Origin of the sequence: Sphingomonas sp. RB1R13 (assembly GCF_036663775.1) — a bacterium.
In the GTDB taxonomy this organism is placed as follows: Bacteria; Pseudomonadota; Alphaproteobacteria; order Sphingomonadales; family Sphingomonadaceae; genus Sphingomicrobium.
In genome coordinates this window covers 53,015-73,056 of sequence record NZ_JAXOJM010000002.1, presented here as the reverse complement: position 1 = coordinate 73,056, position 20,042 = coordinate 53,015, and the positions used below count along the sequence as shown (strand labels likewise).

At 64.4% G+C, this 20,042-nt stretch carries 22 protein-coding genes and 1 tRNA gene; 13 read left to right on the top strand and 10 right to left on the bottom strand.

The features are described from left to right. Nucleotides 1–23 precede the first annotated feature (23 nt). Together dprA and plsY are read right to left on the bottom strand one after the other, a co-directional pair. A complete protein-coding gene (dprA, locus tag U1700_RS06495) occupies nucleotides 24–1,100 on the bottom strand; it encodes a DNA-processing protein DprA (RefSeq protein WP_332751271.1) in 1,077 nt (358 codons plus the stop codon). Then, nucleotides 1,097–1,684 (bottom strand): glycerol-3-phosphate 1-O-acyltransferase PlsY, encoded by a 588-nt coding sequence (plsY, locus tag U1700_RS06490; protein WP_332751269.1) that lies wholly within the window; start codon nucleotides 1,682–1,684, stop codon nucleotides 1,097–1,099. Before plsY ends, dprA begins: the two co-directional genes overlap by 4 nt. Before the next feature lie 111 nt (nucleotides 1,685–1,795). On the opposite strand from plsY, the gene murI reads away from it, so the two are divergent. The 6 genes from murI to U1700_RS06460 are packed head-to-tail and all read left to right on the top strand — an operon-like array spanning nucleotide 1,796 to nucleotide 6,889. Continuing rightward, nucleotides 1,796–2,590: a glutamate racemase gene (murI, locus tag U1700_RS06485; RefSeq protein WP_332751268.1), complete on the top strand. Its 795-nt coding sequence runs from the start codon at nucleotides 1,796–1,798 to the stop codon at nucleotides 2,588–2,590. A gap of 58 nt (nucleotides 2,591–2,648) precedes the next feature. Continuing rightward, nucleotides 2,649–3,869 (top strand): 5-aminolevulinate synthase, encoded by a 1,221-nt coding sequence (gene hemA / locus U1700_RS06480; protein WP_332751266.1) that lies wholly within the window; start codon nucleotides 2,649–2,651, stop codon nucleotides 3,867–3,869. 44 nt (nucleotides 3,870–3,913) lie between these two features. Continuing rightward, nucleotides 3,914–4,357 carry a ribose 5-phosphate isomerase B gene (gene rpiB / locus U1700_RS06475; protein ID WP_332751264.1) on the top strand — a complete coding sequence of 148 codons (444 nt, stop codon included), beginning with the start codon at nucleotides 3,914–3,916 and terminating at the stop codon, nucleotides 4,355–4,357. Next, on the top strand, nucleotides 4,357–5,658 hold the full coding sequence (gene glyA / locus U1700_RS06470; RefSeq protein ID WP_332751262.1) for a serine hydroxymethyltransferase: 1,302 nt from the start codon (nucleotides 4,357–4,359) through the stop codon (nucleotides 5,656–5,658). Before rpiB ends, glyA begins: the two co-directional genes overlap by 1 nt. A gap of 41 nt (nucleotides 5,659–5,699) precedes the next feature. Next, a complete protein-coding gene (gene nrdR, locus U1700_RS06465; protein WP_332751260.1) occupies nucleotides 5,700–6,182 on the top strand; it encodes a transcriptional regulator NrdR in 483 nt (160 codons plus the stop codon). Continuing rightward, on the top strand, nucleotides 6,179–6,889 hold the full coding sequence (locus U1700_RS06460) for an RNA methyltransferase (protein ID WP_332751259.1): 711 nt from the start codon (nucleotides 6,179–6,181) through the stop codon (nucleotides 6,887–6,889). The genes nrdR and U1700_RS06460 overlap by 4 nt, the downstream gene beginning before the upstream one ends. A gap of 1 nt (nucleotide 6,890) precedes the next feature. Here the strand turns inward: U1700_RS06460 and U1700_RS06455 are convergent, their stop codons facing one another. Further along, complete coding sequence (locus U1700_RS06455) at nucleotides 6,891–7,190, bottom strand: chorismate mutase (protein ID WP_332751257.1); 300 nt, start codon at nucleotides 7,188–7,190, stop codon at nucleotides 6,891–6,893. A gap of 175 nt (nucleotides 7,191–7,365) precedes the next feature. Here U1700_RS06455 and rpsD point away from each other — a divergent pair, with 175 nt between their 5' ends. Continuing rightward, entirely contained in the window at nucleotides 7,366–7,980 is a 615-nt protein-coding gene (gene rpsD, locus U1700_RS06450) for a 30S ribosomal protein S4 (RefSeq protein WP_332751255.1), read from the top strand. Nucleotides 7,981–8,041: 61 nt separating this feature from the next. On the opposite strand, the gene U1700_RS06445 is transcribed toward rpsD, so the two are convergent. Continuing rightward, entirely contained in the window at nucleotides 8,042–9,997 is a 1,956-nt protein-coding gene (locus U1700_RS06445) for an alpha/beta hydrolase family protein (RefSeq protein WP_332751254.1), read from the bottom strand. A gap of 100 nt (nucleotides 9,998–10,097) precedes the next feature. On the opposite strand from U1700_RS06445, the gene U1700_RS06440 reads away from it, so the two are divergent. Both U1700_RS06440 and aguB read left to right on the top strand, forming a co-directional pair. Then, entirely contained in the window at nucleotides 10,098–11,078 is a 981-nt protein-coding gene (locus U1700_RS06440; protein WP_332751253.1) for an agmatine deiminase family protein, read from the top strand. Next, nucleotides 11,075–11,923, top strand: a complete 849-nt coding sequence (gene aguB / locus U1700_RS06435) for an N-carbamoylputrescine amidase (RefSeq protein WP_332751252.1) — start codon at nucleotides 11,075–11,077, stop codon at nucleotides 11,921–11,923. The genes U1700_RS06440 and aguB overlap by 4 nt, the downstream gene beginning before the upstream one ends. Here the strand turns inward: aguB and U1700_RS06430 are convergent. Next, complete coding sequence (locus U1700_RS06430) at nucleotides 11,920–12,252, bottom strand: low molecular weight protein tyrosine phosphatase family protein (RefSeq protein ID WP_332751251.1); 333 nt, start codon at nucleotides 12,250–12,252, stop codon at nucleotides 11,920–11,922. The genes aguB and U1700_RS06430 overlap by 4 nt on opposite strands. Then, nucleotides 12,249–12,914, bottom strand: a complete 666-nt coding sequence (locus U1700_RS06425; protein WP_332751250.1) for a uracil-DNA glycosylase — start codon at nucleotides 12,912–12,914, stop codon at nucleotides 12,249–12,251. Before U1700_RS06425 ends, U1700_RS06430 begins: the two co-directional genes overlap by 4 nt. Nucleotides 12,915–12,937: 23 nt before the next feature. Between U1700_RS06425 and folK the strand changes: the two genes are divergently transcribed. Together folK and U1700_RS06415 are read left to right on the top strand one after the other, a co-directional pair. Continuing rightward, on the top strand, nucleotides 12,938–13,429 hold the full coding sequence (folK, locus tag U1700_RS06420) for a 2-amino-4-hydroxy-6-hydroxymethyldihydropteridine diphosphokinase (protein WP_332751249.1): 492 nt from the start codon (nucleotides 12,938–12,940) through the stop codon (nucleotides 13,427–13,429). 14 nt (nucleotides 13,430–13,443) lie between these two features. Next, a tRNA-Lys gene (locus tag U1700_RS06415) sits at nucleotides 13,444–13,519 on the top strand. Between the two features lie 26 nt (nucleotides 13,520–13,545). Here the strand turns inward: U1700_RS06415 and U1700_RS06410 are convergent. Further along, nucleotides 13,546–13,968, bottom strand: a complete 423-nt coding sequence (locus tag U1700_RS06410; protein WP_332751248.1) for a hypothetical protein — start codon at nucleotides 13,966–13,968, stop codon at nucleotides 13,546–13,548. A 117-nt stretch (nucleotides 13,969–14,085) separates the two neighbouring features. On the opposite strand from U1700_RS06410, the gene purF reads away from it, so the two are divergent. Both purF and U1700_RS06400 read left to right on the top strand, forming a co-directional pair. After that, nucleotides 14,086–15,546 carry an amidophosphoribosyltransferase gene (purF, locus tag U1700_RS06405; protein ID WP_332751247.1) on the top strand — a complete coding sequence of 487 codons (1,461 nt, stop codon included), beginning with the start codon at nucleotides 14,086–14,088 and terminating at the stop codon, nucleotides 15,544–15,546. Nucleotides 15,547–15,556: 10 nt separating this feature from the next. Then, nucleotides 15,557–16,273 (top strand): SDR family NAD(P)-dependent oxidoreductase, encoded by a 717-nt coding sequence (locus tag U1700_RS06400; RefSeq protein ID WP_332751245.1) that lies wholly within the window; start codon nucleotides 15,557–15,559, stop codon nucleotides 16,271–16,273. Here U1700_RS06400 and U1700_RS06395 read toward each other — a convergent pair. The 3 genes from U1700_RS06395 to U1700_RS06385 are packed head-to-tail and all read right to left on the bottom strand — an operon-like array spanning nucleotide 16,270 to nucleotide 19,904. Then, nucleotides 16,270–17,514 (bottom strand): cyclopropane-fatty-acyl-phospholipid synthase family protein, encoded by a 1,245-nt coding sequence (locus tag U1700_RS06395; protein WP_332751243.1) that lies wholly within the window; start codon nucleotides 17,512–17,514, stop codon nucleotides 16,270–16,272. The two genes, U1700_RS06400 and U1700_RS06395, sit on opposite strands and share 4 nt — an antisense overlap. Nucleotides 17,515–17,526: 12 nt before the next feature. Beyond that, complete coding sequence (locus U1700_RS06390; protein ID WP_332751241.1) at nucleotides 17,527–18,876, bottom strand: cryptochrome/photolyase family protein; 1,350 nt, start codon at nucleotides 18,874–18,876, stop codon at nucleotides 17,527–17,529. A 14-nt stretch (nucleotides 18,877–18,890) separates the two neighbouring features. Beyond that, a complete protein-coding gene (locus U1700_RS06385) occupies nucleotides 18,891–19,904 on the bottom strand; it encodes a 2-oxoacid:ferredoxin oxidoreductase subunit beta (RefSeq protein ID WP_332751239.1) in 1,014 nt (337 codons plus the stop codon). Between the last annotated feature and the right edge of the window lie 138 nt (nucleotides 19,905–20,042).

Genomic DNA, 20,042 nt, shown 5'->3' with positions numbered 1-20,042 from the left:
CGCCTCGTCAAGCGGCGCTTGCCTCAGCTCAGGCTGACCCTGCCCCCGGCATGACGGTCGAGCCGCCCGGCAAGGTCGAGCTCAAGCAGGACAAGCTGGACGATCCCGCTTGGCAGCTGCGACAGCCGAACAATCTCGTCGACTGGGACCGGCGAGGGACCGAGCAACTGCTCGACCAGCCCGCGCTCGTCGCTGCCCGCATCGAGGGCGGGAACTTCGAACGACGTCAAGGGCGACGCCACCCGGGCGATGATCCCGAACGGCCGGATCGCCTCGATCACGTCGGCGGCGTTCTGGACCAGCGTCGCCCCGTCGCGAATCAGCCCGTTGCAGCCCTGCGCGCGCGGATCGAGCGGCGATCCCGGCACCGCCATCACCTCGCGCCCCGCCTCGGTCGCCAGCCGCGCGGTGATCAGCGAGCCCGATCGCGGCGCCGCCTCGACAACCACCGTGCCCAGCGCCATCCCGGCGATGACCCGGTTGCGATAGGGGAAATGGCGCGCGCGCGGCTCGATCCCCGGGGGCATTTCGGCGACCAGCAGGCCGCGCTCGGCGATGTCGCGCTGGCGCTCCTCATTCTCTGGCGGGTAAGCAATGTCGAGACCGCCGGCGATGATCGCGATCGTCCCCGTCCCGATCGATCCGTCATGCGCCGCCGTGTCGATCCCACGCGCCAGCCCCGACACGGTGACGATACCCTCATTGCCCAGGTCATGCGCCAACCCGCGCGAAAAGCGGCACGCCGCCGCCGAGGCATTACGCGCCCCGACAATTGCCGCCGCGGGCTTGTCGAGCAGTTGCAGATTGCCCTTTATCGTCAAGATCGGCGGTGCATTGTCGAGTTCGGCCAGCAAGCGCGGGTAAAGTCCTTGGCCCAGCAGCAGGTAGCGGCCGCCGATCGCCTCTACCCGCATCATTTCGCGCTCGGCTTCCGCCGCAGGCATCACCTTGGGCGCCGCACCGCCCCCACGCCGCGCAAGATCGGGCAACGCATCGAGCGCCGCGCGAGCGGTCCCGAAGCGTGCCATCAGGTGGCGATAGCTGACTGGCCCGATGCTCGGGCTGCGAATCAGGCGAAGGCGGTCGAGTAGGTCGTTCATTCGCTCCGCCCGACTCGCGGCTCGTTTCCGGATCGCAGCCGCGCGATATTCTCGCGGTGTTTCCAGATCACGAGCAACGCGAAGCCGAGCAGCAGCGCGAAGAGGGGGTCATTGTGAAAGGCGAACGCACTCACTGGCGCGCTGGCGGCGGCGGCCATTCCCGCGACCGACGAAATCCGCACGACCAGCAACAGCCCGAGCCAGATCAATGCATAGACCAGCGCGCCCTGCCACGTCAGCGCAATCAGAATTCCAAGCAAGGTCGCGACCCCCTTGCCGCCGCGAAACCGAAGCCACACCGGGTAAAGATGCCCGATCAGCGCCCCGGCGGCGGCATAGTTGATCCCGTCCGGAAAAAATCGCGCTGCCACCAGCACGGCGGCAGTCCCCTTGGCCGCATCGAGCAATAGCGTCAGCGTCGCCAGTTTCCGCGACCCAGTCCGAAGCACGTTGGTCGCGCCGATATTGCCCGACCCGATGTCGCGAATATCGCCCTTGCCGGCCAGCCGCGTGACAATCAGCCCGAACGGGATCGACCCAAACAGATAGCCGATTGCCAAAGCGAAAAGCGTGTCCCCCGTCATCGCGCAATTGGTAGCACAGCAAGAACGATCGGCAACCCACCCTTCGCCTCGTCGTGTGAGCATGGCGGCGGAGTTCTTGCGCCTCGCCCCCTTCCCCGCCACACGAGCGCCATGAGCCCCGACGCCCCGATCCTGTTCTTCGATTCCGGTGTCGGCGGGCTGTCGGTTCTCGGCCCGACCCGCGCGCTGCTGCCCTGCGCCCCGATTGTCTACGTCGCCGACAGCGCTGCCTTCCCGTATGGCACTCGCTCCGAAGCTGAGATAGCCGCTCGCGTCCCAGCTTTGCTCGCCCAGCTGGTCGACCGGTTCAAGCCGCGCCTCGTCGTGATCGCCTGCAACACCGCCTCGACAATCGCGCTCGACCACGCTCGAGCCGCGCTCGACATATCGGTGGTCGGCACTGTTCCGGCGATCAAGACTGCCGCCGCCTTGTCCAAAAACCGCGTCATCGCTGTGCTCGGGACCGATGCCACTGTCCGCCAGCCCTATGTCGACGATCTCTCCCACCGCTTCGCTGCCGATTGCGTCGTCATTCGCAATGGCTCGTCGCGGCTGGTCGAATTGGCCGAGGATAAAATGGCGGGCCGCGCGGTGTCGCCGCAAGAGGTTCGCGCCGCCGTCCAGCCCGGCTTCGACCGCGAACCGTTCGGCGACGCGGTCGATGTCACCGTGCTCGCCTGCACCCATTTCCCGCTGCTGCTCGACGAACTGGTCGCCGCCTTCCCGGGCATGGATTTCGTCGACGGCAGCCACGGCATTGCCCGGCGAATCGCGCACCTCACTCGCGGCCAGCCGTGGCCCGACGCAGCCCCCCCGGGCAAGGCCATCTTCACTGGCGGTCTGCCTTCGGAGTCGCTGATCGCGTCGCTTTGTCAGTTCGGGATCGAGGAAGTGGGCGCGCTCTAACTTGTTGCGAGTCGTTCGCAATGGCATTCGAGCGCGCGCCTCATTAATGGGCAAATCCGTGGATTACAGCAGCATCTTTCAGGCCGCGATCGACCGCCTGCACGACGAAGGCCGCTATCGCGTGTTCATCGACGTCCTGCGCAACAAGGGCGCCTTTCCCAACGCGCGCTGCTTTGCCGGGCATAACGGCCCCAAGCCGATCACTGTGTGGTGCTCGAACGACTATCTCGGCATGGGCCAGCACCCGACCGTAATCGCGGCGATGGAGGAAGCTCTCCACGACGTCGGCGCGGGCTCGGGCGGGACCCGCAACATCGGCGGCAACACCCATTATCACGTCGACCTGGAGAGCGAACTTGCCGAGCTTCACGGCAAGGAAGGCGCGTTGCTGTTCACCAGCGGCTATGTGTCGAACGAGGCGACGCTGGCGACGCTCGGTAAGTTGCTCCCCGGCTGCGTGATCTTTTCGGACGAGCTCAATCACGCCTCGATGATCGCGGGCATCCGCAACTCGGGCTGCGAAAAGCGTGTGTTCCGTCACAATGACGTCGAACATCTCGAGCAATTGCTGCGCGATGCGGACCCCGAAACGCCCAAGCTGATCGCCTTCGAAAGCGTCTATTCGATGGACGGCGACGTCGCCCCAATTGCCGAGATCTGTGACCTTGCTGATCGATATGGTGCGCTGACCTACCTCGACGAAGTTCACGCGGTCGGCATGTATGGCGACCACGGCGGCGGCATTTCGGAGCGCGATGGGGTCGCCGCGCGGGTGACGATCATCGAAGGAACGCTGGGCAAGGCGTTCGGCGTGATGGGGGGCTACATCGCCGCCGAGCGCGCGATCATCGACTGCATCCGAAGCTACGCGCCTGGGTTCATCTTCACCACCTCGCTTTCGCCGGTGCTGGTCGCGGGCGCGCTGGCGTCGGTCCGCCATCTCAAGGCATCGGGCGAAGAACGCGCGGCGCAACAGGCCGGCGCGGCGCTGCTCAAGGCCAAGTTTCGCGAGCATGGCCTGCCGGTGATGGACAGCGTAACCCACATCGTGCCGGTGATGGTCGGCTCGGCGGTCGAGGCGAAGCGGATCAGTGACATATTGCTAGCCGAATACGGCCTTTACGTTCAGCCTATCAATTTCCCGACGGTCCCCCGCGGTACCGAACGCCTGCGCTTTACCCCCGGCCCTTGCCACAGTGAGGCGATGATCGACGAACTGGTCGCCGCGCTCAGCGAAGTTTGGAGCCGGCTCGAACTGGAAAAGCGCCGGGCGGCATGAACCAGCATCTGGCGAAAGTCTCCGGGCTGGCCTAGGGGGCGAGCATGCTCATCGCGATCGCCTCGGACCATGCCGGATTCGCCCTTAAGGGTGATCTCATCTCCTTCCTCAGTGAAGCAGGGCATGACGTTCTTGACCTTGGCCCTGACAGCGATGCCTCGGTCGATTATCCAGCCTACGGCGCCCGGCTCGCCGCCACGATCGCCGACGGGAAAGCTACCCACGGCATTGCCATTTGCGGTTCGGGGATCGGCATCGCCATCGCCGCCAACCGCAACCCCGGATGCCGCTGTGCCCAAGTCAGCGAGCCGGTCTCGGCCGGCTTTGCCCGAAGCCATAACGACGCCAACGCTATTGCGCTGGGGGCCCGGCTAATCGGGATCGAGATGGCCAAGGCCTGTGTCACCGCGTTCCTCACCACCCGATTCGAAGGCGGTCGCCACCAGCGCCGCGTCGACATGCTCAGCAATCCCCAGGAGTCCAGCTGATGGCCACCGCTGCCAATCTGAACGACGTCCAGCCCGCCGGCTTCTTCACCCGCGGCCTCGCCGACGCCGATCCGGCGATCGCCCACGCGATCGACCAAGAACTCGGTCGCCAGCGCGATAAGATCGAGCTGATCGCGTCGGAAAATATCGTCTCTAGAGCAGTGCTTGAAGCGCAAGGCTCGATCCTCACCAACAAATATGCCGAGGGCTATCCGGGCAAGCGCTATTACGGCGGCTGCGAGTATGTCGATGTCGTCGAGCAGCTGGCGATCGACCGGGCGTGCGAATTGTTTGGCGCCACCTTCGCCAACGTCCAGCCTAACAGCGGCAGCCAGATGAACCAGGCGGTGTTCCTGGCGCTGCTCGAGCCGGGCGACAGCTTCATGGGGCTCGACCTCAATGCCGGCGGGCATTTGACCCACGGCTCACCGGTCAACATGTCGGGCAAATGGTTCAAGCCCATCCCCTATGGCGTTCGCCGTGACGACCAGCGGATCGACATGGACGAGGTCGCCCGGATCGCCCGCGAGCATAAGCCGAAGCTGATCATTGCCGGGGGTACGGCCTACTCCCGCCCCTGGGATTTCGCCGCCTTCCGCGCCATCGCCGACGAGGTCGGCGCCTGGCTGATGGTCGACATGGCGCATGTCGCAGGCTTGGTAGCAGGTGGCGCGCACGACAATCCGGTGCCCCATGCGCACGTCGTCACGACCACCACGCACAAATCGCTGCGCGGGCCGCGTGGCGGATTGATGTTGTGGAACGACGAGGCATTGTCGAAAAAGTTCAACATGGCAGTGTTCCCCGGCCTGCAAGGTGGTCCGCTGATGCACGTCATCGCCGCCAAGGCGGTCGCGTTCGGCGAGGCCCTTCGTCCCGAATTCAAGACCTATGCGAAGAACATCGTTGCCAACGCCCGCGCTCTCGCCGCCTCGCTTCAGGCCGAAGGGCTGGATATCGTGTCGGGCGGGACTGACAATCATTCGCTGCTGGTCGACCTCCGTCCCAAGCAGGCTAAGGGCAAGCATGCCGAGCATGCGCTCGATCGCGCGTCGATCACCTGCAACAAGAACGGCATTCCATTCGACCCGGAAAAGCCGTTCGTGACGTCGGGCATCCGCCTCGGCACGCCCGCGGGCACGACGCGCGGTTTCGGCGAGGCCGAATTCCGCCAGATCGGCAGCCTGATCGCCGAGGTCGTTGACGGGCTTCGCAAGAACGGCGAGACCGGCGATGCCCAGGTCGAGCAGTCGGTGGCGCGCCGGGTGCAGGAGCTGTGCGCCCGCTTCCCAATCTACTGAGGCCGATAGCTTTGTCGGTCTTTCGCGCAGGCGCTTATTGAATGCGCTGCCCATTTTGCGCCCATGACGACAGCCAGGTAAAGGACAGCCGCTCGTCTGAAGACGGCGCAGCGATCCGGCGACGGCGGCAGTGCGAAGGTTGCGGCGCGCGTTTTACGACCTTCGAACGGGTCCAGCTGCGTGACCTCACGGTGGTCAAGAAAGACGGCAAGCGCGAAGGCTTCGACCGGCGAAAGCTGGAACGATCGATCGCCATTGCCTGCCGTAAGCGCGACATTGCGCCCGAGCGGATCGACCGGCTGATCTCGGGCATCCAGCGCCAGTTGGAGACGCAAGGGGATGATGTCGGAGTCGAGAAGATCGGCGAAGCGGTGATGGCTGGGCTAAAGGGTCTCGACCATGTCGCCTACATCCGTTTCGCCAGCGTCTACAAGGACTTCACCGAACCTCAGCACTTCGCGGAGATCGTCGAAAGCGTTGAAAGTGCCCCGGTGGTCGACAACAAGGATGGGCGGCTACTGTGAAGCCGGTCATTGTCCTGGTCCGTCCCCAACTTGGCCAGAATATCGGCAAGGCGGCGCGGGCGATGTTGAACTTCGGACTGACCGAGATGCGGCTGGTGAGCCCGCGTGACGGCTGGCCCAACCCCGAAGCGGGGCCGGCGGCGGCCGGTGCGGATGATGTGCTGGCGCAGGCTGCTGTATGCGAGACAGTGGCCGAGGCGATCGCCGATTGTTCGACCGTGTTCGCGTCGACCGTGCGGCGTCGTGACCTGATTCTGCCGGCAGTAGGGCCGGAGGAAATGGCCGCCACGATTCACTCGACCCCGGGGCGGACGGCGATCCTGTTCGGGCCCGAACGGTCGGGGCTGGCGAGCGACGATGTGGCGTTGGCGACGGCGATTGTGACGGTACCGATCAATCCCGAATTCGGCTCGCTCAACCTGGCCCAGGCAGTTATACTGCTCGCCTATGAATGGTCGAAGGGCGAAGCGCTGGCCCAACCACCGGTCAAGGACGCCGAACCCCCGGCACCGCAGGAAGAGATTGAAGGACTGATCGCGCACCTCGATGCCGACCTGCTCGCGGCGGGCTATTTCCATCCACCCGAGCGAATCACTGTGACGCGGCACATGATTCGGACGGTGATGTCGAAAGCGCGCTGGTCGAGCCGTGAGGTAAAGGCGGTGCGCGGGATGGTGCGGACCCTGGTCAAGCCGCGGCCGCGCTAAGCTAACGAGTCTCGTCGAACCGGGCGAGTTCGTGGGCGATCGAGGTTTCGACCAGATCCTCATACAGCCGCGCCATCAGGGCACGATCGACCTTCAGCCGCTTTGCCTCGGCATCGACCCGAGCCTTGACCTCGGCCTTGCGCTCCTCGTCGCGGACCGCCGCCCGGTCGGGCTTGATCCGCGCGGCCGCGTCCATGTAGCCAAAGCGGCGGGCGATCAGCGCTACGATGCGGCGGTCGACGTCATCGACTCCGGCGCGCACCTCGGTCATTGTCTGGCAGTTATGGGGATCGGTCGTCATGCACCACCCCTTGGCAAAGCCGGACGCTCTCCGCAAACCTTGACGCTGGTAGTCGCATCGCCTAGGCGCGCCACTTCGCAATTGACCCCGCACGCCTGGTGAAGCGGTGGTCGCGCATGGTCTTCCCATGTGGTGCGGCCCAGGCACGAACGATAACAAGCAGATTGGATTATTGATGTCGAAGCGTTCAAGCGCCAAGTATAAACTCGATCGCCGCATGGGCGAAAATGTCTTCGGTCGCCCGAAGTCGCCCGTCAACAAGCGCGAATATGGCCCCGGCCAGCACGGCCAGCGCCGCAAGTCCAAGGTCTCCGACTTTGGTATCCAGTTGCGCGCCAAGCAGAAGCTCAAGGGCTACTACGGCGACGTCACCGAGAAGCAGTTCCGCCAGACTTTCCAGCAGGCCGAACGCATGAAGGGCGACGCCAGCCAGAACCTCATCGGCCTGCTCGAGCGCCGCCTCGACATGATCGTCTATCGCGCCAAGTTCGCCCCGACGATCTGGTCCGCCCGCCAGATGGTCAGCCACGGCCACATTCGCGTTAACGGCATCAAGTGCAACATCGCCTCGCGTCGCTGCGACGTGAATGACATCATCGAGCTTGGCAACAAGGCCAAGGAAATGACGCTGGTGATGGAAGCGCAGAGCTTGGCCGAGCGCGACATCCCCGATTATGTCGTTCCCGACGGCACGTCGAAGATCACCTTCACGCGCGTGCCCAAGCTCGACGAAGTGCCCTATCCGGTGAAGATGGAGCCGAACCTGGTTGTCGAATTCTATTCGCGCTAGGCTTGCTGCTCAACGTCAAGTGAAAGGGGCGCGGAGTGATCCGCGCCCCTTATCATGTGCCCTACTTGCCGACTGCAGCAAGGAAATCGCCCGAGCGTTGAAGGACTGTCTCCAATGCCACCGGGTCGTTGAGCTGGTGATCGAGCTTGTCGAAGATGACGAGTTCGCTGCGCCCCCCAACGGCGTGCAGCCGGGCATTCATCAGCTTCGACTGGGCAACCGGCACGTTGAGGTCGTAGGTTCCGTGGAACATCAGGACCGGGATGTTGATCCGGGCGGCGTTGCGTGCCGGTGAGCCTTCGGCGATGTTATTGCCGCTGATCAGGCGCTCCTGTTCAACCAGGAAATCGACGCTGTTGCTGCGGCTGGCGCGAAGTTCGCCAAGGTCGGTGACCGGTGCAACCGCGACGGCGGCCTTGAACAACCCGGGTTCCAGAACATTGGCCTGAAGCGCGGCGTAACCGCCATATGACCAGCCGAAAATGACCAGCTTGGCAGGGTCGGCGATGCCCGAGGAGATCAGATAGTGGCCGGCGTCATTGACGTCGCCGATCGAGGTGCGCCAGCCGCGAAACCCGTTCTTCTGATACCAGGCGCTGCCGAACCCCGCCGATCCGCGATATTGCGGCTGGATCACCACAAAGCCACGCGCCACGAAATATTGCGAGAGGATATCGAAGCCCCAATAATCGCGTGATTCGGGGCCGCCGTGCGGCAGGACAATCGCCGGCAGATTCTTGCCTGTCGAGTTTTTGGGAAGCGTCAGGTAAGCCGGGATCATCGTCCCGTCTTTTGCTGGGTAGGTAATCGCGCGGATCGGGCTGAGCGCAACCCCGGCAAGTTCGGGATTGGATTCGCTGAGCAGCGCAAGCTTGTTGCTGTTGCGGTCGAGGACATAGAAACGGCCGGGGTCAGTATCGCTGCCAGCCCAGACAATCGCCTTTCGCTCGTCGGCGCTGGTATCGACGATGCCGACATCCTTCTCGCCGCCAAGCGCCTTCGACAATTTGGTCTGGAGCGACTTCATGTCCGGGTCAAAATAGTCGGTGTGGGTCCGCTCGGTCGTGTAGCTGACTCCGATCACCCGCTTGGCCCGGCCAATGGTGACCAACCCGCCGACGTCGACCGACGGGTGCTGGAACACGATCGAACGGGCAAGCGTCCCGTCAAGCTTGTATGACACCAGTGCGTCGCGCCCGCCGACCGGCTCTAGGCCATATGCGACGTTGAGCTTGGGATCGACCGCATAGGGATTGAACCCGGTCATCTTGGAATAGTCGCGGACTGAAAGCTGGCGCCATGCCGACGAATCCGATGGACGGTAGGAATAGATGATCGCGCCCTTGGAATAGCCCTGCTGATTGGTATTGAGTGTGCCGCGAACGCGCACTTGGCCATGACCGTCGGTGATGAACTCGATCGCGTCACGATCAGGCGGCTGCACGGCGTGGGCGATGCCGGTCCGCGTTTCGATTCGATCCACCCCAAGACCTTCGTGGTCGGCCTTGACGATCGTCCCCGTCGTCGTTTGCGGGGCATAGTTGCGAGTCATCAGGACCGACCCTTCCTGATCGGGCAGCAAGTCGATGATATTGCCGCCATTGTTGACGGCATATTCCTCATCCATACTTTGGCGGCGCGTCAGCATCTTCGTATTGGCGCCGCTGTCGTCCATCGCGACGACCATCGAATAGCCCTCGGGCTGGGTCTCGCCCTGAAACACGCCCCACACGGTACAAGCCAACCGAGTGTTGCCAACCCAGCTGCATTCCGAAATTTGGCCGGCATCCCCCGCCACCGCGTAAATCGGTTTCAGCGCGCCCGATGCGAGATCGACAATTACCACGCCATGCGCGCGCCCCTTGCCGGGCATGATCATGGCGACCTGTCGCCCATCAGGGCTCATGCTTGCTTGCATCACCTGCGGATGGGCAGCGAAGGCCGCCGCAAGGTTGGTGGTCTGCGCATCGGCGCTCGATGCCAGCAAGGCCAGTGTCAGGACGTTCAGACTACGCATACTCGCTCCCCCTCGTGTTGCGCCAAGTTAGTTACAATTCGACGCTATTTGCAACTCCCGTGCTTTCGAATGCGAAGAGGTTCGGCTAATCCCCGAAAATATGAGAAATCCAACTTTCACTTTGCCCGAATGGGCGCCGCACGATGCGATGTGGATCGGCTTTCCGTCGGACCGTACCTTGTGGGCTGACGATTTGACGCCCGCGCAGGCAGAGGTTGCTGCATTTGCGCATGCGATCCATGCCGATGGTGCCGGCGAGGCGGTGTGGCTGGTTGCGGCCGACGAACATTCAGGGTCGATCGCGCGGACGCTGGCGCCGTTCGCCAAGGTCATTGTCGAACCGTTCGGCGACGTGTGGCTGCGCGATACCGGCGCGATCGTCGTGGGATCGGGCAAGGAGCGCCGAGCACAGGGTTTCGCTTTCAACGGCTGGGGCGGCAAATATGATTTGCTGGGCGACGACAGCATCGGCGAGCGGCTCGCGGGGGAAGCAGGGCTAGCCTATGCCAAGGCCGACTGGATCCTTGAAGGCGGGGCGATCGACGGCGACGGGTCGGGGGCGCTCATCACTACCGAGCAATGCCTGCTTAACCCCAACCGCAATCCAGGCCTGTCGCGCAAGGAAATCGAGACACGGCTCGGCGAGCAACTCGGTGCGACACGCGTCGTGTGGCTCGGCGAAGGGCTCGCCAACGACCATACCGACGGCCATGTCGACAACCTCGCGCGGTTCGTCGCCGCGGGGCGGGTCGCGATCCCGACTGCTGGGCGGAGCGACCCCAATCGCGGCGTCTATGAGGATGCCGCGGGCCGGCTCGACTCCGCCGGGTTTGACGTCGTCACCCTGCCCTCACCCGGGCTGGTCGAACGCGACGGCGAAACGGTGCCGGCAAGCTATATGAACTTCGCCATCGGCAATGCTGCGGTGGTCGTGCCCATCTATGGCGCGCCATTGGACCGGGCGGCAGTCGACGTAGTCCAGGCGATCTTCCCCGATCGGAAGGCGATCGGCCTTCGCGCCGATCATCTGCTCACCGGGGGTGGGAGCTTCCACTGCATCAGCCAGCAGGTGCCGAGATGAGCAAAATCAAGGTCGCCGCGCTCCAGCTTGCCTTTGGCGAGGACACAGCACGCAACATCGCCAATGTGTCGGAGATGGTCCGCGAAGGCGCCGCGAAGGGCGCGCAGGTCGTGCTTCCGCCCGAACTGTTCGAGGGTCCTTATTTCTGTCGGGTCGAGGACGAGGAGCAGTTTGCAACCGCGCGGATGACCGCTGAACACCCTTCGGTCCTCGCGATGCAGAAGCTCGCGGATGAACTCTCGATTTGGATCCCGACGAGCTTCTTCGAGCTTGACGGCCAGCACCATTACAACACGCTGGCGATGATCGGCCCGGGCGGCAGGATCACCGGCACCTATCGCAAAAGCCACATCCCTGACGGCCCCGGCTATGAGGAGAAATTCTATTTCCGCCCAGGCAACACCGGCTTCAAGGTGTGGGAAGGTGCTGGCACCACGCTCGGCGTCGGCATCTGCTGGGACCAATGGTATCCCGAGGTCGCGCGATCGATGATGCTGATGGGCGCCGAAATCCTGTTCTACCCGACCGCGATCGGCACCGAGCCCCACGATCCCGACCTCGACACCTCGCGACTGTGGCGCCGGGCAATGATCGGCCACGCGGTGTCGAACGTCGTGCCCATCGTCGCGGCGAACCGCATCGGCGTGGAGGGCGGCCAGCGCTTCTACGGCCACTCGTTCATTTGCGATGAGCGGGGGGACTTAGTTGCGGAGTTCGGGGCGGACGAGACGGGCGTGTTGGTGGCGGAGTTGGACCTGGCAGCAGCGAAGAAACACCGCGCGGCGTTCGGGTTCTTCCGAGACCGGCGGCCGGAGCTTTATGGACGGTTGGTTGAGGATATTTAAGCGACGGTCGGCAAAAAGCGGCCGAGCTTGGCTTTCAACAGGCGAATGAGCCCTTCGTCCATGAACTCATATTCGTCGGGAATATCCAAGACGATCAGGCGCTTCCCATTCAGGCTTGAACGAAATCGCTTCTGAATGCGATTCCTATGGTGCTTTTCCATCACGAAAATCAAATCGGCCCAGCCTATCAATTCGACCGTGAGCGGATTCTCTGCGTCGTTATTCGTGCCTGCCGAGGCCACTTCGAACAGCGGGCTATCTGCATAAATCTGTTCGGCCGTAGGACTCCGGAGGCGATTCTGGCTGCATACGAACAGAATGCTTTTCATGTGCGTGATTTAGCTCGTCCAAACACGCTCTCAAACATCGCGGCATCCAGCCTCCGCGTGTTCTGGTTGTAGCGGCTGCAGTGGTAGCTCGACAGCAGCACTCGCCCGTCCCCCGCGACATGCTCCGCGCCGTGGGCGAACTTGGTTGCGGAGGGCTTGAGGCCCAGCGCCCGGGCCGCCGCGACATGGGCGATCTGGCCGAGCGCGATGATCACGCGGACGTTGGGCAACGCGGCTAGTCCGGCTTCGAGGAAGGGGCGGCACTGGGCGATCTCGGCCGGTTCGGGCTTGTTCTGCGGCGGCAGGCATTTGACCGCATTGAGGATCACCGCGCCGGTGAGCCGCAGGCCATCGTCCCGTTCAGCCCCGAACACCCCTTCGGACAGGCCGAATTTTTCCAAGGTCGCGTAGAGCAACACCCCCGCAAAATCCCCGGTGAACGGCCGCCCCGTGCGATTGGCGCCATGCTTGCCCGGCGCTAGCCCGACGATCGCCAGCCATGCCTCGGGATCGCCGAACGCCGGCACCGGCGCATTCCACCATCCGGGATGCGCACCACGCAATTCCTCCCGAAACGCCGCCAGCCGCGGGCACAGCGGGCAATCGCGCGGGGCTTCGGCGGCGGGAATTGGCGACAAGTCAGCGGGGCTGGGCAAAGGCATCGCCCCCTCGTAGGCGAGGCGCCATGGGGCAGGCAAACCATCTCTATGCGATCGCCATCGGGTCGAACCGTCCGCATGGGCGCCATGGCCGACCGACCGGGGTAGTCGCGGCCGCGATTGCGCGGCTCGATGCCGACTATGGCCTGTTCGATGCCTCGCCGATCATGCTCAACCGCGCGACCGGAGGCGCGGGGCGGAGCTTCGCCAATGCCGTAGCGCTGATCGAGAGCGACTCCGAACCCCCTGCCCTGCTGGCCGCGCTGAAAGCCATCGAACGCAACTTTGGTCGCCGCGGCGGGCGGCGCTGGGGATCGCGCGTACTCGACCTGGATATTGCGGCGTGGAGCGGCGGAAGCTTCGCCTCACGCGGTTTGACCATTCCCCATGCTCGGCTGGCGGAGCGCGATTTTGTACTGGTGCCGATGGGCTTTGTCGCACCCGACTGGCCGCTGGTCGGCACATTAACGACGCACCATCTCGCCGCGCGCCTTGCCCGACCGCGCCCGCGCCGCTAACGGCATCCCCGCGTGGGCCCTTAGCTCAGTCGGTAGAGCAACTGACTTTTAATCAGTAGGTCGCTGGTTCGAACCCAGCAGGGCTCACCACGTTTTCTCTTGTTCGCCTTGCCGGGTTACTTTTCCTGGCAGAGCTTGTCACCGGCGAGGTCGACTGCCTGGGTGGCCTTGTCGTCGCGGCGGAAACTCTTGTTCGCGAAGGTCGCGCCGGGGCCGCAATAATAGCTGCACGCCGGGGTGCCCAGGGCGAGCGAGGCGCGGCCGTCATCGACACTGACGTCCACCGAGCAACGCGAATCGCCTGCGGGCGTGAGGACGAACCCCGCTCCCCTGGCTTCGATCGTCCCGCTCATCGTACAATTAGTCTCGCCCGAGCCATAGCTGACAAACCCGGCGCGTTGGGCGCCCGCCTCCCCAACGACGCACAAGCGGTCGCGGCCACCGCCGGCGTAAGTGCCAACGGCCAGTGCCGGACCCTTGTCAGGCGCCTTGCCCGAGCAAGCCGAAACCAGCAGCGCGAGGGTGATGATGATCCGCATGCCTCTGTCTTTCCGCGCAAATTCGCCCTTCTTCAAGTCCGGTTAAGGCACGGGGCGACAAAGCCGCGCGGCGTCCCTATATGACGGCTTCGCGACAGCAGAGATCGGCCCGCTCCCATGCTCACGACCAACCCGTTCGACGATGATTCGCTCGATGGCGACAAACTTCGCGAGGAGTGCGGGGTGTTCGGCATCTGGGGGGCAGACGGCGCCGCCAGTTTCGTCGCGCTTGGCCTCCACGCGCTCCAGCATCGCGGGCAGGAAGCCGCCGGGATCACTAGCTATGACGGCAAGCATTTCCATACCCACCGCGCGATGGGTCATGTCGCGGGCAATTTCGACAAGGACGAGATCATCCGCCCGCTCGCCGGGCGCACCGCGATCGGCCATGTCCGCTACTCGACCACCGGCGAGACCGCGCTGCGCAATGTTCAGCCGCTCTATGCCGACCTCAACGAGGGCGGCTTCGCAGTCGCCCACAATGGCAATATTTCCAATGCGATGACGATGAAGCGCGCGCTTATCCGGCGCGGCTCGATCTTTCAGTCGACGAGCGACACCGAAGTCATCATCCACCTCACCGCGACTTCCTCCTACACGACCCCGCTCGACCGGTTGATCGACGCGCTTCGCCAGGTCGAGGGCGCTTACTCGCTGCTGGTGCTGACCGAAATCGGCCTGGTCGCTTGCCGCGATCCGCTCGGCATTCGACCGCTGGTGATCGGCAAGGTCGGCGACGCGATTGTGTTCGCCTCGGAAAGCGTCGGACTCGACGTCATCGGCGCGACCTACCTTCGCGATGTCGAGCCAGGGGAACTGGTGTTGGTCGACGATAACGGCCTGCGCAGCTTTCGCCCGTTCGCCCCGGCGCGGCCGCGGCCATGCATCTTCGAACATGTCTATTTTTCGCGCCCCGACAGCGTCGTCGAAGGCTCATCCGTTTATGAAGTGCGCAAGAATATCGGCGCCGAACTTTCGCGCGAAAGCCCGGTCGAGGCCGATTATGTCGTCCCTGTACCAGATTCGGGCGTGCCCGCTGCGATCGGCTTTAGCCAGGCCTCGGGCATTCCGTTCGAGCTTGGCATCATCCGCTCCCACTACGTCGGGCGGACCTTCATCCAGCCCAATGACGGGGTCCGCCACCTCGGCGTCAAGCTCAAGCACAACGCCAATTCGGCGTTGATCCGCGGCAAGAGCATCGTCCTGATCGACGATTCGATCGTGCGCGGGACGACCAGCCTCAAGATCGTCCAAATGATGCGCGATGCCGGCGCCAGCGAAGTGCATATGCGAATTGCCTCGCCGCCAACTCGCCACAGCTGCTTTTATGGGGTCGATACGCCCGAGCGCTCCAAGCTGCTCGCGTTCAAGATGAACGTGTCGCAAATGGGTGACCATATCGGCGCAGACAGCCTGGCGTTCATTTCGCTCGACGGGCTTTACCGCGCCCTTGGCAGCGAACGCGATGCCCGCGCGCCGCAGCGCTGCGATGCCTGCTTTTCGGGGGATTATCCGACGTCCCTCACCGACATGAACGAAGAAGGCCATCCGCGCCTCGCGCTCGTCGCCAGCCGTTAGGACGCCGATCATGGTTGAAGAAAGACCTTTTTCGGGGAAGCTTGCGCTTGTGACCGGGGCAAGCCGCGGGATTGGCGCAGCGACGGCAGAAGCGCTGGCTTCTGCCGGGGCGCATGTCGTGCTGGTGGCGCGGACTGCGAAAGCCCTTGAGGAGGTCGAGGAGCGAATCCATGCCGCCGGCGGAAGCGCAACGATTGCGCCGGTCGACCTCGCCCAGGCGGACTCGATCGCCAAGCTGGCCGAGGCGATCGGCGGGCGATGGGATGCGCTGCACTGCCTCGTGCTCAATGCCGCAATGCTCGGCTCGCTGACCCCGGTCGAGCATATCGACGGGGCCGAGTTCGCCAAGCTGATCCAGCTCAACCTGATCGCCAACCAGGCGCTGATCGCCGCGTTCGATCCGCTGCTGCGCCGCGCCGAACGCGCCGACGTGGTCGCAGTGACGAGTTCGGTCGGGGCCCGCCCGCGCGCCTTCTGGGGTGCCTATGGCGCGTCGAAGGCGGCGCTCGATTCGCTGCTCGGTGCTTATGCCGACGAGACCGCGCATGGCGGGCGGATCCGGGTCCACATCATCGATCCGGGTGCGACGCGGACGCGGATGCGGAGCCTCGCCTTCCCCGGGGAGGAGCCCCAGAGCGTCAAGCCTCCCGAGACGGTGGCCAAGGCGATCATCGAGCGGTTGCAGAGCGATGTCGAAACCGGCGGGCGGCTTCGGGTCGAGGCCTAGCCGTTCACCATCGTCACCTGCGCGACGTCGATGCCGCGGCCGCGAAAGCCGCCTTCGCAATACATGAGATAATAGCGCCACAGGCGGTGGAAGCGTTCGTCGAAGCCTGTCAGGCGATGGTTGTCAACGGCGCGGTCGTAGGCGGTGCGCCACAAGCGGAGGGTCTCGGCATAGTCGAGGCCGAAGCCGTCTCGGTCGTCCCATGACAGGCCACGTGTCTTGGCGAGGGCTTGAAAAGCGGGTTCGTCGAGCAGCATTCCGCCGGGGAAGATATAGGCCTGGATGAAGTCGGCGCTGGCGGCGTAGCGGTCGAACAGGCGGTGGTCGATGCTGATATATTGCAGCGCCGCGCGGCCGCCGGGCTTGAGGGCGCGGGAGATGGTGTCGAGATAGGCTGGCCACCAGCGCGCGCCGACCGCCTCGACCATCTCGACCGAGGCGATGGCGTCGAAGCTTCCGTCGATGTCGCGATAGTCGGTCAGGCGAATGTCGATTTTGTCGGTCAGGCCAGCTTCGGCGATGCGCGCGTCGGCATAGTCCTTCTGCTCCTGGCTCAGCGTCAGGCCGACGACGCTTGCCCCGCGCCGCGCCGCCGCGATGGCCAGCGCGCCCCAGCCGCAGCCAATCTCCAGCAAGCGGTCGCCGGGCTTCAGCTCGAGCCGATCGAGGAGCAGCGCGATCTTGCGATGCTGCGCCTGCTCGAGCGTGTCCCCCGGCTCGAAGCGCGCGGCGGAATAGGTCATGCTCGGGTCGAGCCAGGCGGCGTAGAAGTCGTTGCCGAGATCGTAATGCGCGGCGATATTGTCGCGCGCCTTGCCCGGCGCATTGTCGCGCAGGCGGTGGGCGAGCGCGTTGAGCCAGCGCGCCGGGCCCTTGGCGCGGGCGGCGTCGCCCAGCGTCAGGGCATTGGCCATGAACAGCTCGGCGATCCTGACCGGGTCGGGCGAACTCCATTCGCCCCGCTCCCACGCCTTGTACCAGCCGACCGATCCCGAAGTGGCGACGCGGACCAGCGCCATCCAGTTGTGGAGGTTGACCACCGCGACCGGTCCCGGGGCATGAAAGCCGACGCGGCGCGGGGTGCCGTCGGGGATGCTCCCATCGATCCCGCCGAGGCGGATGCGGTCGTCGAGCTGGTTGACGAGGCGGGCAAACAGCGGGGCGATGGCCCGCGCGATCAACCCGCCGCCGGTGGCGAAGCGCTTGTCGGCGCTGAGAAGATGCTGTCCGCGAGTAGCCATAGCGGGGCTGTGCTAGCCGGTGCGGGCGTTGGCAAGCGTTGAGAGGGCTCGGTCCCGTGCCTCCCGATGGCCGATCAACGGCTGCGGATAATCGGCGGGGCGGAAGACGGGGTCGTGGATGTCTGGATCGGACAGCGTGGCTAGTTCCGGTAACCACTCGCGAATGTAATCGGCTGCGTCGAACTTTGCCGACTGGGCGAGCGGCGCCATGATGCGGAAGAAGGGCTGACTTGCGCTGCCGGTGCCCGCGATCCACTGCCAGTTCAGGCTGTTGTTGCCATAATCGGCATCGACCAGCGTGTCCCAGAACCAGCGCTCGCCGCGCCGCCAGTCGATCAGCAAATGTTTCACCAGAAAGCTGGCGGTAATCATGCGGACGCGATTGTGCATCCAGCCGGTCGTCCACATCTGACGCATCCCGGCATCGACAATCGGATAGCCGGTGCGGCCCTTCGTCCAAGCGGCGAAATCAGCGTCGGCGGGCGGGCCAGTTCGCCACTGCAGGCCATTCATTCCCGGCCGGCCGTTGACGTCGCCAAGACCGGGCTGCGCGAGAATCGCCGAGCGTGAAAAGTCGCGCCACGCCAGCTCTTTCAGAAACTTGTCTCCGCCCGTCCCGTGAAGCGCGTGCCACACCTGGCGCGGGCTCATCTCGCCGTGGTGGAGGTAAGGCGAGAGGCGGCTTGTACCTTCGACCGAAGGACGATCTCGGTCAGTCTGGTAGCCAACGACGCGGTCGGCAAAATCGGCAAGGTTGGCGGCGGCGCCGCTTTCACCGGGGTGCCAGTCGGTGAAGCCAGTCGCCCAGTCCGGACGGGTCGGCAAAAGATGCCAATCATCGAGACGATCGCTCTCGATGACCTTGGCAGGGGGTTCGATCCGATGCGGCGCTGGGCGCGGTTCGGGCGGCGGAAGGTGGTGGGTCAGGGCGGTGTAGAATGGACCATAGACCTTGAACGGGGTGCCGCCGCCGGTGACGACCCGTTCCGACGCAACCAGCGTGTCGCCGTCGTGGAGGGTGACGCGATCGCCGAGGTCGGCATCCGCGGCGCGCCACCACGGCTCGGCGTGGCGGGTGGCGTGGATGCTGGTGGCGCAAAGCTCGTCCGCCACCGCGGCGACGGTCGCGGCGGCCGGGCCACGGCGCAAGATGAGATTGCCGCCGATCGCCTCGAGCGAATGCGCCAGGCTGGCGAGGCTGTGGTGAAGCCACCAGCGCTGCGCGCCACCGATGCGCCAATGGCCCGGCGTATCGTCATCGAGGACATAAAGGCATGCGGTCGGCCCCTGCTCGACGGCGGCAAGCAAGGCGGGGTGATCGGCGAGGCGGAGGTCCTGGCGGAACCATAAAAGGGAGGTCATGGGTGGCTAGCGCCCTACTCCGCCCTCGGTTCCTTTTCGACCTGCCAGCTTTGGCCCTGGGCGACGAGGGCCTGGAGGTCGACCTTCTTGCCTTCGCTGACGGCGCGATTTTGTTCGACGACGGCGCTTTCGAAGGTCGGGGCGGGGTCTTCGTAGATGACGCCGAGCGCGACCGGGAAGCCGGCGCTGGCGGGCATTTCGATCAGCAGTTGCGCCATGGTGCGGTTCTTGAGGTCGTGGACGAGGACGCTTTCGTCGGCGGCGTCGACGATGGTCAGCTTCATCGTCTCGCGGTCGAAGCCGATGCCCTTTGTGCCATTGGCGAAGATCATCTTCTCGCCCGCTTTGAGCCAGAGCTGGCGGTCGGCGGCGAATTCCTTGGCGGTGAAGGGGGCAAAGACGTCATCGTTGTAGACCACGCAATTCTGAAAAATTTCGACGAAGCTGGCGCCCTTGTGGGCGTGGGCGGCCTTGAGCACGTCGGGGAGATATTTGTTGACGTCGATGGCGCGGGCGATGAACCGCGCGCCAGCACCAAGGGCAAAACTGCACGGGTTGGCGGGGCGGTCGACCGATCCGAACGGGGTCGAGGGCGAACGCGTGCCAATCCGCGAGGTCGGCGAATACTGGCCCTTGGTCAGCCCGTAAATCTCGTTGTTGAACAACAGGAACTGGCAGTCGAGATTGCGCCGCAGCAGGTGCATCGTGTGGTTTCCGCCGATGCTAAGCGCGTCGCCGTCGCCGGTGATGATCCACACATCGAGGTTCGGGTTGGCGAGCTTGACCCCGGTGGCGACGGCGGGGGCGCGACCGTGGATAGTGTGGAAACCGTAGCTCGCCATGTAGTAGGGAAAGCGGCTCGAGCAGCCGATGCCGCTGACGAACACGGTATTTTCGCGCGCGACGTCAAGGTCGGGCATGGTCCGCTGCACGGCTTTCAGCACGGCATAGTCGCCGCAGCCGGGGCACCAGCGCACTTCCTGGTCCGATGCCCAGTCCTTGGCGGTGAGTTTGACCATCTCGTTCATCGGGCGATTCCGGTAATATAATAGAGCAGGAGAAGGACCAGGATCAGCATCATGATCAAGGGGACAGGGTTGATCTGCTTCATGCCGTCAGCCCCGTTTTGGACAAGCTAGACAGTGTGACACGAAAATCGTCGGCTT